At 38.1% G+C, this 14,371-nt stretch carries 13 protein-coding genes; 2 read left to right on the forward strand and 11 right to left on the reverse strand.

What is annotated here, in order from left to right:
* Positions 1-205: 205 nt before the first annotated feature.
* The 10 genes from OC443_RS22880 to OC443_RS22925 form a co-directional block, all read right to left on the reverse strand.
* Positions 206-1,378, reverse strand: a complete 1,173-nt coding sequence (locus OC443_RS22880) for a glycoside hydrolase family 130 protein (RefSeq protein ID WP_262021724.1) — start codon at positions 1,376-1,378, stop codon at positions 206-208.
* A gap of 114 nt (positions 1,379-1,492) precedes the next feature.
* A complete protein-coding gene (locus OC443_RS22885; protein WP_262021725.1) occupies positions 1,493-2,485 on the reverse strand; it encodes a glycoside hydrolase family 130 protein in 993 nt (330 codons plus the stop codon).
* A 44-nt stretch (positions 2,486-2,529) separates the two neighbouring features.
* Complete coding sequence (locus tag OC443_RS22890; protein WP_262021726.1) at positions 2,530-3,894, reverse strand: phosphomannomutase; 1,365 nt, start codon at positions 3,892-3,894, stop codon at positions 2,530-2,532.
* A gap of 144 nt (positions 3,895-4,038) precedes the next feature.
* Positions 4,039-5,043 (reverse strand): LacI family DNA-binding transcriptional regulator, encoded by a 1,005-nt coding sequence (locus OC443_RS22895; protein ID WP_262021727.1) that lies wholly within the window; start codon positions 5,041-5,043, stop codon positions 4,039-4,041.
* Between the two features lie 146 nt (positions 5,044-5,189).
* Positions 5,190-6,272, reverse strand: coding sequence for an ABC transporter ATP-binding protein (locus OC443_RS22900; RefSeq protein WP_262021728.1), 1,083 nt, complete (start codon positions 6,270-6,272; stop codon positions 5,190-5,192).
* Positions 6,273-6,287: 15 nt separating this feature from the next.
* Complete coding sequence (locus OC443_RS22905; RefSeq protein ID WP_262021729.1) at positions 6,288-7,514, reverse strand: AGE family epimerase/isomerase; 1,227 nt, start codon at positions 7,512-7,514, stop codon at positions 6,288-6,290.
* A 28-nt stretch (positions 7,515-7,542) separates the two neighbouring features.
* On the reverse strand, positions 7,543-8,157 hold the full coding sequence (locus OC443_RS22910) for a DUF624 domain-containing protein (RefSeq protein ID WP_262021730.1): 615 nt from the start codon (positions 8,155-8,157) through the stop codon (positions 7,543-7,545).
* A 7-nt stretch (positions 8,158-8,164) separates the two neighbouring features.
* Positions 8,165-9,103 carry a carbohydrate ABC transporter permease gene (locus OC443_RS22915; RefSeq protein ID WP_262021731.1) on the reverse strand — a complete coding sequence of 313 codons (939 nt, stop codon included), beginning with the start codon at positions 9,101-9,103 and terminating at the stop codon, positions 8,165-8,167.
* A gap of 1 nt (position 9,104) precedes the next feature.
* The gene (locus OC443_RS22920) at positions 9,105-9,977 is read right to left on the reverse strand and encodes a carbohydrate ABC transporter permease (protein WP_262021732.1); all 873 of its coding nucleotides are present in this window, start codon (positions 9,975-9,977) and stop codon (positions 9,105-9,107) included.
* A 277-nt stretch (positions 9,978-10,254) separates the two neighbouring features.
* Complete coding sequence (locus tag OC443_RS22925; protein ID WP_262021733.1) at positions 10,255-11,190, reverse strand: helix-turn-helix domain-containing protein; 936 nt, start codon at positions 11,188-11,190, stop codon at positions 10,255-10,257.
* Between the two features lie 14 nt (positions 11,191-11,204).
* Here OC443_RS22925 and OC443_RS22930 point away from each other — a divergent pair, with 14 nt between their 5' ends.
* Positions 11,205-12,581, forward strand: a complete 1,377-nt coding sequence (locus OC443_RS22930) for an MATE family efflux transporter (protein WP_262021734.1) — start codon at positions 11,205-11,207, stop codon at positions 12,579-12,581.
* Between the two features lie 166 nt (positions 12,582-12,747).
* Here the strand turns inward: OC443_RS22930 and OC443_RS22935 are convergent, their stop codons facing one another.
* On the reverse strand, positions 12,748-13,176 hold the full coding sequence (locus OC443_RS22935; protein WP_262021735.1) for an Lrp/AsnC family transcriptional regulator: 429 nt from the start codon (positions 13,174-13,176) through the stop codon (positions 12,748-12,750).
* A gap of 142 nt (positions 13,177-13,318) precedes the next feature.
* Here OC443_RS22935 and OC443_RS22940 point away from each other — a divergent pair, with 142 nt between their 5' ends.
* Positions 13,319-14,371 carry an ornithine cyclodeaminase gene (locus OC443_RS22940; protein ID WP_262021736.1) on the forward strand — a complete coding sequence of 351 codons (1,053 nt, stop codon included), beginning with the start codon at positions 13,319-13,321 and terminating at the stop codon, positions 14,369-14,371.

Below are 14,371 nucleotides of genomic sequence, written 5' to 3' on the forward strand. Positions count from 1 at the left end.
AAGGAATCATCATGATGAAAGGAACTATATCAAAACCAAAAATGATAACGTTACGGTTTTGATCACTAATTAATCCGAATTATATGGAATTAACTCATAATTGAGAGCAATGTTTTTTTTCAGCGAAAAAAGATATTAACCATATAATCCGGCATCACATTTCTATTATTCTTTTGCCAGCCAGATCACAATCTGGAATTTATAATTATAAAAACGCCTGATTTGATTCAATAAAATCAATACGTTGTTTTACACACTTGGCTGTTACAAGAGGATCTTCAGGTGTATTCACAACATAATCAACCAATCGTTCAACGGTCGTCGTCAATACATGACAGCGAGTATCCGAAGATGCGTAATAGATAAATACATCCCCATTGTCTCGTGCAATCAGCCCGTTTGAAAAGACAACATTAGAAACATCACCGATTCTTTCGGCTCCCTCTGGCGCAAGAAAATAGCCTCCGGGACGATATATCACTTTAGTCGGATCGTCCAATGACGTCATAAAGCTGTAAAGCACGTAACGTAAGCCTGCGGCAGTATTACGAACACCATGAGAAATATGAAGCCATCCTAGTGATGTTTTGATTGGGGCAGGCCCCTGCCCGTTTTTGGATTCTTTAATTGTGTGATAGGTTTTTGGATCAATAACACGTTCAACATCAATAACCGCATTCTCCATCGAATCAGTAAAACCAATTCCGATGCCACCACCAGCTCCGGCTTCAATAAAACTATCCTGAGGACGGGTATATAATGCGTACTTCCCATCAATAAATTCAGGATGAAGCACCACATTACGCTGTTGAGCTGAGCGGGTTTTCAAATCAGGTAAACGCTCCCAGGTCAAAAGATCTATAGTACGAACAATACCGCACTGAGCAACAGCGGATGATTCATCACCTGGTTTGGCATCAGGATCTTTACGTTCAGTACAGAACAAGCCATAAATATAACCATCTTCATGCTTAACTAAACGCATGTCATAAATATTTGTATCAGGTTCATCGGTTTCAGGAATAACACATGGTTTATCCCAAAACTGAAAACCGTCTATTCCATTATCCGACTCTGCAACAGCAAAAAACGATTTACGATCATAACCTTCAACACGAGCGACAAGATAAAATTTATTATTTAGCTCTATAGCACCAGGGTTTAAAACTGCATTAATCCCTAACCGCTCCATTAAAAAAGGGTTTGTTTCCGGATTCAAATCATAACGCCATGCAAGTGGGGCATGATGAGCTGTCAATACAGGTTTCTCATAACGATAAAAAATGCCATTTCCAGGTTTTACTTGTGTATTTTTATACTCTGTATTTATTCGAAACTCTGATTTTAAAGACAAAAGTCTTTCATTAAAATTTAGCATATTGTGTCCTTTAACAAGCATCGTTCTCTCAATGCTTCAATATATTGTAAGAGCTTTAATTAACGTTCGTAACGATACGATTTATACCTATAAAGCTCTGACAAAAGACATTATTTAAAAAACTTCTGAATTGGTTTTCAACTCATTAAGTAAATCATCGACAGTTGTATAAGCAACAGCTGTATAAGTATCAGCAGCACCATAATAAACAGCAATGCGACCTGTTTCAGCATCAGCCAAGGTTGCACATGGGAATGCTACATTAGGGACAAAACCAATTGTTTCATAAGATTTTTCAGGAGTGAGAATGTAATCTCTTGTTCGATATTTCACTTTCCACGGCTCATCAATATCAAGTAATGCCGCACCAAAGCTATACACAAAACCATTACATGTACCGGAGACACCATGATAAATCATCAACCATCCTTCAGATGTTTCAATTGGGATAGGTCCCGCACCAATTTTTGTTCCTTGCCACCAACCGGTACCACCTTTCCCCATAACATGCCTGTGCTTACCCCAATATTCCATATCATTAGAATGGCTCAGAAAGATATCACCAAAAGGTGTATGCCCTGAATCTGATGGACGATTCAACATAACAAACTGCCCATTAATTTTACGAGGGAAAAGAACACCATTTCGGTTAAACGGAACACATGCATTTTCAAGACGGGTAAATGTCTTGAAATCGGTTGTCATACCGACTCCTAATGTTGCACCGTGATCATCGGTACACCAGGTTATATAATAGATACCTTCAATTTTTACAACACGAGGATCATAAGCATAAGACGGTTGATGACTGTTGCCATCCTTATCTTTCCATTGAATAGCTTCCTGTTCAAAATCCCAGTTTAACCCATCATTTGAACGTCCAACATGCAGGTGAGGTCGGCCATTTTTGTAATCACAGCGAAACACACCGATAAATCCATCACCAGATGGTACAACAGCAGAATTATAAACACGTGCTGCTGCAGGGAACGGATTCCAGTCAATAACAGGGTTTGCAGAGTGTCGCCACATTACACCATCTTCACCAGCCGGACGCTCTTGCCACGGCATATTCGGAACAGCTTCACCAATAATTTTTACAGACATTTTGTACTCCAGATTACTCTCTAAAATCTATAAAGAATTCGACGCTACTCTTCCAACAACGCCAAAATTTGTTTTGTTTTCACTTCTACCAGTTCAGGATTACCACGAGATTCAACATTCAACCGAACGACAGGCTCTGTGTTTGATGAACGTAAGTTAAACCTCCAATCCCCAAATTCCATGCTTATTCCATCCGTCTTATCGGTAATAACAGCACTGTCGCTAAACACATCTAACACTCTCTGCACAGCGCTCTTTGCGTCACTAACATGACGATTTATTTCACCTGAGATTGGATAACTGTTCTGTGCCTTTTCAACAAACTGAGAAAGACTTTGCCCCTGTTCAGAAACCAACTCCGCAATAAGTAACCAAGGCAACATACCTGAATCACAATACGCGAAATCACGGAAATAATGATGTGCAGACATTTCTCCGCCGTAAACAGCATCTTCCTGACGCATACGTTCTTTAATAAATGCATGTCCGGTTTTTGACTGAACGGCAATACCACCGGCTTTAGTAACAACATCGATGGTATTCCAGGTTAGTCTGGGATCATGAATAATCTTTGTTTTTGGCTCTTTGTTAAGGAAAGCCTGAGCTAACATGCCAACAATATAATAGCCTTCGATAAACTGCCCATTCTCATCAAATAAGAAACAACGATCGACATCTCCATCCCAAGCCACACCGAAATCGGCCTTGTGTTCAATCACGGCATCAATAGTCGCCTGTCGATTTTCCGGCAATAGAGGGTTTGGAATCCCATTAGGGAAATTACCATCCGGATTATGGTTTATTTTAATAAATTCAAAAGGTAAATAAGCCTCAAGATTATCCAACATATGCCCCGCTGCCCCATTCCCGGCATTCACCACAATGCGTAATGGACGAAGCACATCCCTATTAAGGTATCCCAATAAATGCTGAGTATACTCGCCACAAATATCGTAACGTTGCGATTTGCTCTCATACAAAACAATATCTTCTGATTGAGTATAATCCTGAGTTGCGACCAAATGTTTAATCTCATCAAGTCCGGAATCTCCACTAATCGGTTTAGACTGTTCCCGAATTAATTTCATTCCGTTATACTCTTTCGGATTATGGCTGGCTGTCACCATAATCCCACCATCTAACTTTAGATGACTGGTTGCAAAATAAACCTCTTCAGTCCCGACCAAACCTAAGTCCAGCACCTCAGCACCGCCATCAATTAAACCTTTTTGTAATGCATTTGCTAAAGACTCACTACTTAATCGAATATCGTAGCCAACAGCAACTTTCTTTGCTTTCAGATAATCTGAATAACCACGACCAATACGATAAGCAATTTCTTCGTTAAGCTCTTCAGGTAATCGTCCTCTAATATCATAAGCTTTAAAAGCCCGAACTAAACTTCCCATACTCTCCTCCAAAATCGTAACGTTACCATTTTTATTTTTTTAAAGGACACTTTCAAGATTATCTTAATAATTTAAGTAATAAGTGTGATGCAGATTGACTTTTAGTTTGAGAAAAAAGCCAGATTAAAAATCTGACTTTTAGAATTATCGGGGATACAAAGTGGTTTTTTCTACATACCTTAATTCTTTAGGGTCTGCCCCTTCAACACATTTAACAATGTAACGAGAAAGCATTTTACCAACACTATGAAAATCTTGCCGCAAACCCGAAATAGGAGGCATGAAAAAACTTGGTAAATCACAAGTTTCAACAGCAATTAATTCAATATCCTTACCTATTTGCTTACCAGCATCCTGAATACCGGCAATCATACCACAAGCACTAATTTCAGAACCGCAGATAATACCATCTGGTGCATCATCATTTTCCATAAGCTTTTTAGTATATTCCCGATAATTATCAACATCAGTATCAAAAATAATATCTTTCTCTTTGGAAAACGACATCCCATATTCCATAGAAGCTCGTTTAACACCATAATACTTGTGCCAGGCGTAAGTATATCTTTGAGAAGAACTTAGTAACCGTATATGCTTACAGCCTTTCTCATAAAGATAAGATGCAGCCCGATAACCGATATCATAGTTATCTATATCAACGTAAGCATGCTCAACACTCATTTCCGTTTGGCCAAAAGTAACAAATGGAATATTCTGCTCATGAAGATAAGTGACCCTTTCATCCTGAGTTTGAGTCAGGTTGAAAATAATCCCACCAGCAAGATTATTCTCCACGGCATATTTCACAGGCACCAGAGGCTCCTGCCCCGGTTCAAGAGGTAATACGGTAAGATGAAAAGGTGTTCCTTTCAGTCCTGCAGTTAAACCTGCAATTAAAGACAAGGTACCTACATCACCAACAATATCGCCAGGCTTAGTCACCGGTAATATTGCACAAATATTGTAATTAATTCCGGTCCTTAAGCCCAAACCAGAAAGGTTAGGTCTGTAGCCAAGTTTTTCCGCTGCCGCTTTTACCTTGTCTTTTGTAGGCTGTTTTACATCATCGCCATCTTTAAGTGCACGGGAAACAGTTGTCACTGACAATCCAGTATATTCAGCTATAGTTTTTAAGGTAGCTTTTGACATATTTTTTATTAATGCACCAATTCGTAACGTTAAGAAATTTTCGCATTGATATCGAACAGACTCAAGTACAAGACAGATAAATTTTAAGTACATCAAAAAAAACAGGCAGTTAATGCCTGTTTTTTACAATTTCCAATACTATTTTCTTAAATTCTCTCTTCAGTCGCAGCACAAAAGATTGATACGTTTTGTAAATTAAAATGAAGATCGAGTTCATCTCCATTATTAATATTCAGGTTTGCATCTAACTTAGCACGCAGTGACTGACCATGCATGTTGAACTCTGCAAGTGTTTCTGCGCCCGTCATTTCAAAAGCATTTACTGGTAACTTAAGCTGAAAATGACTGTTTAAGGGAGACTGAGTTACATGTTCCGGACGAATACCAAAAAGTACTTTTCGATCATTAACCGGCTGAGACATGAATTCATAATCTTTAACTGGTATCCATATGTCATTTACCAATACTCCCCAAGTATCTTCATTTTTATAAAGCATACCTTTTAGTAAATTAATTTGTGGTGCCCCTACAAATTTAGCGACAAACACATTCGATGGCTGATTATAAATTTCATAAGGAGTCCCAATTTGCTGTGGAATACCTTTATTCAGTAACACTATTTTAGTCGCTAATGTCATCGCTTCTATTTGATCATGGGTCACATAAATAATCGTTGAATCCAGGCTGGCATGAAGCTTCTTCAACTCTAATCGCATTTCCCCGCGCAATTTCGCATCAAGGTTAGACAATGGTTCATCAAATAAAAAGACTTTAGGTTGGCGCATAAGAGCACGTCCGATAGCGACACGCTGACGCTGACCACCAGATAATTGTGCGGGGGTACGATCAAGAAGGTGCCCTATCTGCAACATATCTGCGACTTCTTTGACTCTTTTCTCGATTTGTTCAGTTGGCTTTTTGTTAATCTTCATACCAAAGCCGATATTTTCACTTACCGTCATATGTGGAAAAAGCGCATATGATTGGAATACCATCGCAATATCACGATCTTTAGGGTCAGCTAGTGTTACATCCTTCCCACCAATAATAATCTCTCCGGATGTTACATCCTCCAACCCGGCAATCAAGCGTAACAATGTTGATTTACCACAACCAGAAGGACCGAGTAGTACAGTGAAACCACCAGCTTCCATTTTCAAGTCAATGTCATTTAGGATGACAGTTTTACCAAAAGATTTATTCAGTTGTTTTACTTCTACAGCATGCATTTTGTCACCCTCTATTTATACTGTCACAGCGCTCTTTTTTACTGAGCCTTCTAAAAGTGTAATCCGTTTAATCATTTCCAAACAAGCTCGTCCATTATGGTATGGACATTTCCATGGCTCGACTTTAGGTGTCTTTTTATATGGTTTTCCTTTACGATTAACTTTCCAGTACCACTCACCATTAACAGTATCTTTCAACTGCTGTTGAATAAGTTTCCAACAATCCATAGCATTATTCATAAAAGCTAAGTTTTGGTGTTTTTGATATGCATTGAAAAAACCCACCATGGCTTCAGCCTGCACCCACCAAATTCGGTCAGAATCTAAAAGGTGCCCTTCTCTCAATTCATTAAAAACTGCCCCATCCCTGTCAATCCCTTCCTGACTGGTTACTTTTGCCATTTCATAACTTTGTTCAAACAACTGTTCAGACAAATTAGGATCATTAAGTTCTTTAGCTGCTTCATCCATTAACCAGGTACCTTCAATATCATGACCATAAGAAACATCACGAGAAACACACTGCCAATCCCGGGTAAAAAACAGACCGTAATGCAATTTACTATCAATCACTTTTTCAGACATTAACTGACTTAAAGCAGATAATTTTCTTTCTAATTTTGGATCTTTAGTCACTCTGTATAAAACAGTATATGCTTCAAGAACATGCAAATGCGTATTCATTGATTTTTCCGCCAATACACCTTCTGCAGTGTCACACACTAATTGGTTTTCTATCGGGTTCCAGGCTTGATCAAATGCTTCTCTGTAACCTCCGTAAGCAACATCAAAAGCATGAGTTTCAATTAACTCAAATAACGACATCGCGACCCGGACAGCCTCTTTATTTCCGCTTGCCAGGTAAAATTCACTTAAAGCATAAATAGCAAACCCTTGATTATATACATGCTTCTGCGAATCCGTAACGTTACCATTTTTATCCAACATCAAATAAACACCGCCATATTTAGTATCTATCGCTTTATCAAACATGAAACGATAACAATGCTCGGCAGCCTGTAAGTAGCGCTTATCTCCCAGAACACGATAAGCGGCAGAAAATGTCCACAGAATTCTCGAATGTAGAAGTACTGATTTATCGTGTTCTGGATCAATATTTCCGACAAAATCTGCAAAACAGTAAAATCCACCTAAGTTTGTATCTTGAAATTTAAGCCAAAATTCAAGAATACTTTCCGCTTCTTCTGTAATTTGTTTTTTTAATTCATTTAACTCTAACATACTGTTTTCTCTTAATTTGAATTACAATTCACAGCATACCGACATGAAGTTTCAATTCATCTTTTTTCAGCCAAAGTAATCCAACTGTACTAAACAGTACTGGTGAGATGCTGAAAAATATAGCGATAACCGGAGAGAGTAAAACCAATAGCATACATACGATTAAAGTAATTAGTGACGCCGATAAAATCCACTTATCTTCTATCAGTAATACCAACGCATTTTTAAGATTATCTTTCACACTATTTGTGTCATAAATACTCATTTGAATCAAAGCGCAAAAGACAACAACAAAGGCAAGAATAATCAGAGGAATACAACACAATACAACCACAACAAACTTATCATTCAAATGCAATACCCCCCATCGGACATACCACAAAAGAGAAAAAGCAGGCAGCAATACCAACCACCCGGTCTTATTGCATCGGATAAATTCCTGAATGTATACAGACCACATTTCTTTTATCGTCACTCTTGCGGTTCCATTCAAGTAACGACGAATCATCAAACACACCATAACCGTCGCTGGTAATATGCCAAATATACCGCATCCAAGGATAGAAAAGACCAGCCAGGTAATATTCAACCAAGCTAAACGAGTAATCCAGTGACAAGCTGTAATAAGTGGTGAAACCTCCATATATCTATTACCCTTTTACTGCGCCGTTTGTAACACCAGCATAAATTTGCTTCTGCAGCGCAAGGAAAATCACAATTGATGGTACAAGAATAATGACAATCCCAGCCGAAATAGTGGTCCATTCCGTTCCGAATACAGAAGTAAACTTATACAACGCGGTAGAAACCGTTACTTGAGATGAATCAGGCAGATATAACAGCGGAAAATAAAAATCATTATAAATAAAGATAGTCCGAAGGATGATAATCGTTGCAATAGCCGGTTTTAGTAATGGTAAAATAATTTTTCTATAAATAAGAAAATATGAAGCACCTTCCATTTTTGCAGCTTCATCCAACTCAATAGGAATACCTTTCATAAACTGAAGAAACACATAAATCATCACAACGTCAGCACCAATATACAAAAGGACAACAGATGCTTTATTGTTAATCAATCCAAGAGTTTTAATAACTTCAAATGTCGCAACTTGAGTTGTAACGGCAGGAATAACCATTGCCACAACATAAGCTAGTAATATCAGCTTTTTCCCTCGGAATTCAAATCGGGATAAAACATACGCGACTTGCGTACCAAATACGATAGTGAAAAACAAAGACACTAATAATATTGTTCCGGTATTTAAGAACGCTAGCCCTAAATCACCATCAGTAAACACTTTAATATAGTTACTAAAGTTAAAAAATGTATCAGGTAATCCAACTTTACTCGTGTTGTAATATTCATCCAACGTTTTAAATGAGGCCATCAAAACTGAATACGGAGGAACCAGCACAGCAAGTGAGGCTAAAATCAGCGTCAAATATTTAAATCCAGTCCAGAAAACCCATGAAGGATTAGACATATTTTTCTTAAAACGAGCTCTTTTCATTTCTCGTTCAGATCGCTGAACCTTTTGTAACACAAGTTCTTCTTCGTGGGTCATTGCAGTTACTTGCTCAGACATATTATTTTCCTTCTTTAAACAGCACTTTTTGAAGAATCATAAACAGCACAACGATCATGAGCAGCAAAACAGCCATCGCAGATGCAAGACCAAAATCGTTAAAGTTAAACGCTGTTTCTAGCGTCGCCATCACAAATGTTTTTGTACCATTTGCACCTTTCGTAATAATCATTGGTATTTCAAATACAGATAATGAACCAACAAAGGCCAATAACACCTGTAGTCCAATGACAAGCTTAATCGACGGCAATGTGATAAAACGGAATTGCTGCCACTCAGTAGCCCCTTCAATTTTTGCCGCTTCATATTGATCCTGAGGAATAGATTGTAATACCCCAAAAAACAGAATCAGGTTAAAACCTAAATATCGCCAGATAGAGGCCGCAACCAGAGCCCAGTTCACAACGTCCCGGTCCATTAACCAGGGCTTAATCCAGCTTTCCAAACCTATCAGTGTCAGAAAACTATCCAGTGCTCCATCCACCTGGTAGAAAATCTGAAACACCATAGAGGCAGCAACAGCATTAAGCACAAATGGTATAAATAACAATGTCTTAAATAAATTCTTCCCTGCAAGCTTAGAATTTACTAAAACAGCAAACCACAGTGATAATGACAACTGTATAACAGCCCCGGCAAAATAATAAAGTGTCACCAAAAGTGGATTTAATTGATCTGGTTCTTCCCACAGATAAGTATAATTTTCCAATCCAATGAAATTTTTTACTGGTGCATAACCATCCCAATCCGTAGCACTCATATAAAATAACTGGCTGGCCGGGTAATAAGAAAAAGTAAACAGTAGCGTAAGCGGTATCGCTAAAAACATCACGATTATCAGCCTCTGCTGCTGTTTTAACGTCAAGTTAAACATATAAACTCCAAAAAAATATCCAACCTTTCATCTTTAAAAATATAGAGTAAAGTTGATTCAATTGTTCTCACCGCACACAAATCTTAACGTTACGATTTTATCATGGCAATCACATATAGCTTTCATATGGATGTAATGTGAATCAGATCAATAAAGTTCTACTTGCAACCCCATCATTTGTGATCAATACCCAATTAAATAAGTATTAAAAAATGGAACACATGCTGTAGGAATTGTTTGCCCACCAAAAATCGAAACGTTACGGAGTGATTGGTTATTATCTTTTTAAAGATCTATATTGCCGCGGTGAAACTCCATAAAACTTTTTAAATCTGTGCGTAAAATTATTTGGATCTGCATACCCAAGCCGAAGAGCGATCATTTTTACGGACCAGTCTTTATTATCCAGTAAATCAACAGCTTTTTTCATCCGAAGAGAAATCAGGTAATCTCTGGTCGACATACCAACAATTTTCTTAACAACACGATTAAGTTGCTCTTCACTCAAGTAACTTCGAGCCGCAATCGCAGAAACAGTCCAATTTAACTGAAGCTGAGATTCAACACTATTAAGAACGCTTAACACTCGCATATGCGTATCAGAAAGACTTTTATCGACATTAGATAATATCTTTACCAATTCACTAAGCATCAAATTTCTAAAAGTTGCCCGCCCCCCAATCTCTTTATGCGTTAAAGAAACCAAGGACCAAACAGACTCACAAGAATCAAAGTGAAAAACAGGCCGAGAGAGAGCATGAATATCACGCCAATGTTCAACATCAGTTAAAAGTAACCAGACCATTTTCCAGTGCTGATATAAAGGTGACAGTTCAAAACGAAATGGCTTTCCGGCTGGTAGAAAAGACATTGTGCTGGGACTAATATCGAAACATCCAGCATCAGTGTGCAAAGTACCTCCACCTTCCAACGTAACAAGAACAGAGTGAAATTCCGGACCAGTACGCTCAACCCAATATTCTTTTACAAGTTGCGCCAATCCAACCATAAAGATGTTATGCGACTTCATTTCAGGAACATCTGACATGACTAGAAATCGTTCCTGACACTCCGGGGCAATAAATAAGCCATCTTTCCATTTATATTGTTTTGTCTCATTTTGTTCGATGACGGATTCGCACAGATTTTTTTCTATTGAGAACATTTTGTTTATGGCCCTAACCCCATAAGATTGACTTATCTTCCAGACCATTAAGATACCCAGCAATGATGAAAAAAATCCACCTTTCAACACAAACTTTCGACATTTTGTCAAACACAGTCAAAATTGGTATTCCTGTTGCCATTCAAAGCGCACTGGTTGCCATTCTCTCGTTAGCCGATGTTTTAATGGTAAGTAATTTTGGTAAAGAAGCGACTGCCGCTGTTGGTTTGGCATCAAAATGGCATTTTATTGCAATTATGATCATGGCAGGTCTTTCTACAGCCAGTGGAATATTAGTAGCGCAATTCTGGGGAAAAAACGACCAGTCTGCAGCAAGAAAAATTACATTGTTAGCAGCTAAAGCTGGCGTATGGATCCTACTCCCAATTAGCCTTATTTTCGTATTTTTCTCAGAAAATATATTAGGGATACAAACAACAGATACCAATGTAATCAAGCTGGGAAGTGACTACCTTTTATATGCATCACCAGTTCTGATCCTTACTCATTTAGTCATTGTGACCGAGTCAACAATGCGTTCTTCTGGTGACAGTTTGACCCCTTTATTTATTGCTGCAATAACAATCATCATCAATATTTCCCTGAACTATTGTCTAATTAGCGGTCAATTTGGCTTAAATCCTATGGGTGTGGCTGGTGCAGCATTAGCCACAACTCTCGCCAGACTGCTTCAGATCTTTGCCTTCTATGTGTATTTTCAATGCAAAAATCACTGGCTAACAACAACTGTTACCGATCCAAATGTGGATATTAGCTCTCTGAAAAAGACTTATAAAAAATTGGCTATTCCAGCCGTTGCTAGTGCACTACTATGGGCCTCCGGAACCATGTTGTATCAAATAATCTTTGGTCATATAGGCACTCTGGAACTTGCCGTTTACAGTACACTTGGTCCATTCGAATCATTATGCTATGCGTTGTTTTTTGGGCTGTCCGTCGCCTGCTCTGTTATTATTGGGCAAAATTTAGGGCGTCAGCGATTTGATACAGCGATGGAAACATCTAAGCTCTTTACCAAGCTCTTCGCATTGTTAGGCATCTCCACTACATTGTTGTTATTAGTTTTTCAGCCCTGGCTACTGTCTGCCCTGGAGATGAATTCCGAACAATATCTACCTCTTTCTAAACCGGCAATGACAATACTCAGCATTGCAATAAGTCTGAAAATGTTAAATATGGTCATAATCAATGGAGTATTAAGAGCCGGCGGTGAAAATGCTTTCTGTCTGCGAATGGACTTTATTGCAATGTGGCTGTTTGGACTTCCTATTACTGCCTTGGCTGCATTTGTAATGGAATATAATTTCCAACAAGTCTATGCCATGATGTTGGTAGAAGAAGTTATAAAACTGGGATTGTGCTGGCAACGTTATCGTAAAAACAAATGGTTACGTGATTTAACAACGGCTGAAACATAATAAGTAACCAATGCCTAATTTTCTTAATTACTTCAAGTCTTGTAAAAATATCATGCAAGTACATTGTAAATAATGATGGACATAAGAAGATCCAAGTCAATAATAACCCAGCAAAATGGTGAGTTTATAATTTTTATTTGAATCTTAAAATGAGGATTTATTTACTTTATACACTTGTCAGTAAAATACTTGTCTCACTGTTCAATACACCATCAAGTTCTCTGATAACACGCAAAACAGAATCAAAGTGATGTAAATCATTAGCCTGTATTTCAACGATAAGATCCCAGGCACCATTTGTTGTGTGGATTTTGGTCAGTTCTCTTATTCCTTTCAAGCTTCTTATTACCTGACTTGTCGATTTACCCACAACCTCAATCATCATAATGGCTCGGACAACATTCTTTTCAATATTCTCATCCGTACGAATAGTAAAACCTAAAATAGCACCAGATGATATCAGTCTATCTAAACGGTTCTGAATCGTACCTCGAGATACCTTTAGACATTCGGCAAGATACGATACAGACGCTCGGGCATCATTTCTTAGCTCAGCTATAAGCTTTCTGTCCAGTTCATCCTGTAAATAGGGCACCAACACCTCCAATAATACAAATCACCAACAAAGCATATCAAATTGCAATAACAAATGTCACATTTTATAACCTTTTGTCATTTTAATTAACATAGATAGAAATTAACATAACTTCAAATTAACAATCATTCAGGAGCCACTAATGACTTTCATACTGCCAGCACAAAAAAATGTGCCATTTTTAGGTGTTAAAGATATTTGCAAACTTGTTGATGCTTACGGAATAGAAGCTTTTATAAAAGATCTTGCTCAAGAGATAAAAGAAGATTTTATTCAGTGGGAAAAACTCGATAAGTCTCCTCGTTATGCCTCACACTCTAAAGATGGAGTGATCGAATTAATGCCAGTTAGTGATGGCACGTTTTTTAGTTGTAAAACTGTCAATGGTCATCCAAACAATTATTTGAAAGGGTTACAGACTGTCGCAGCATTTGGTGTTCTTAATGACGTTGACAGTGGCTATCCTGTCCTTATCACAGAGATGTGTATATTAACTGCATTACGCACAGCAGCTACGTCGGCATTAGTCGCTCAGTATCTGGCTCCGAAAAACAGCCAGCAAATGACGTTAATTGGCAATGGTGCTCAGTCAGAATTTCAGGCTCTCGCTTTTCGTTCTTTACTTGGAATTAATCGAATTCATCTTTTTGACATTGATTCAGACGCTTCATCAAAAACCTTTCAAAATCTGATATCAAGAGGATTCGAAGTCTCCATACACGACTCCGTCACCAGTGCTATTCATGATTCGCAAATTATCACAACCTGCACAGCAGATAAGACAAATGCCCAGATATTGTCTGATAAAATGATTAATGATTCGATTCACATCAATGCAATTGGTGGAGACTGTCCGGGGAAAACCGAATTGGAAAGTAAAATTCTGGAACGAGCCAGCGTATTTGTTGAATATCCACCTCAATCAAGAATTGAAGGTGAGATACAACAAATGCCTGATGATTTCCCTGTAACAGAACTACATGATCTGTTTGATAACCAGCACCCTGGACGTCGCTCTGATCATGAACTGACTATTTTCGATAGCGTTGGTTTTGCAAGTGAAGACCTGTCAATACTTCGCTTTGTCAGAAACATACTTGCAGATGAAAAAATAGTAAAAAAGAAAGAATTAAAAACTTTGGATGTCGTGTCCAGTCAACCTGATCCTAAAAATCTATTTTCACTTTTCCAGTAA

The sequence above is a fragment of the Vibrio quintilis genome, assembly GCF_024529975.1.
In the GTDB taxonomy this organism is placed as follows: domain Bacteria; phylum Pseudomonadota; class Gammaproteobacteria; order Enterobacterales; family Vibrionaceae; genus Vibrio; species Vibrio quintilis.

What these genes read in the sequence shown, in the direction of transcription:
- OC443_RS22880 (WP_262021724.1), bottom strand. Translation starts at nt 1,378, where the DNA reads ATGCTAAATTTTAATGAAAGACTTTTGTCTTTAAAATCAGAGTTTCGA.
- OC443_RS22885 (WP_262021725.1), bottom strand. Translation starts at nt 2,485, where the DNA reads ATGTCTGTAAAAATTATTGGTGAAGCTGTTCCGAATATGCCGTGGCAA.
- OC443_RS22890 (WP_262021726.1), bottom strand. Translation starts at nt 3,894, where the DNA reads ATGGGAAGTTTAGTTCGGGCTTTTAAAGCTTATGATATTAGAGGACGA.
- OC443_RS22895 (WP_262021727.1), bottom strand. Translation starts at nt 5,043, where the DNA reads ATGTCAAAAGCTACCTTAAAAACTATAGCTGAATATACTGGATTGTCA.
- OC443_RS22900 (WP_262021728.1), bottom strand. Translation starts at nt 6,272, where the DNA reads ATGCATGCTGTAGAAGTAAAACAACTGAATAAATCTTTTGGTAAAACT.
- OC443_RS22905 (WP_262021729.1), bottom strand. Translation starts at nt 7,514, where the DNA reads ATGTTAGAGTTAAATGAATTAAAAAAACAAATTACAGAAGAAGCGGAA.
- OC443_RS22910 (WP_262021730.1), bottom strand. Translation starts at nt 8,157, where the DNA reads ATGGAGGTTTCACCACTTATTACAGCTTGTCACTGGATTACTCGTTTA.
- OC443_RS22915 (WP_262021731.1), bottom strand. Translation starts at nt 9,103, where the DNA reads ATGTCTGAGCAAGTAACTGCAATGACCCACGAAGAAGAACTTGTGTTA.
- OC443_RS22920 (WP_262021732.1), bottom strand. Translation starts at nt 9,977, where the DNA reads ATGTTTAACTTGACGTTAAAACAGCAGCAGAGGCTGATAATCGTGATG.
- OC443_RS22925 (WP_262021733.1), bottom strand. Translation starts at nt 11,190, where the DNA reads ATGGTCTGGAAGATAAGTCAATCTTATGGGGTTAGGGCCATAAACAAA.
- OC443_RS22930 (WP_262021734.1), top strand. Translation starts at nt 11,205, where the DNA reads ATGATGAAAAAAATCCACCTTTCAACACAAACTTTCGACATTTTGTCA.
- OC443_RS22940 (WP_262021736.1), top strand. Translation starts at nt 13,319, where the DNA reads ATGACTTTCATACTGCCAGCACAAAAAAATGTGCCATTTTTAGGTGTT.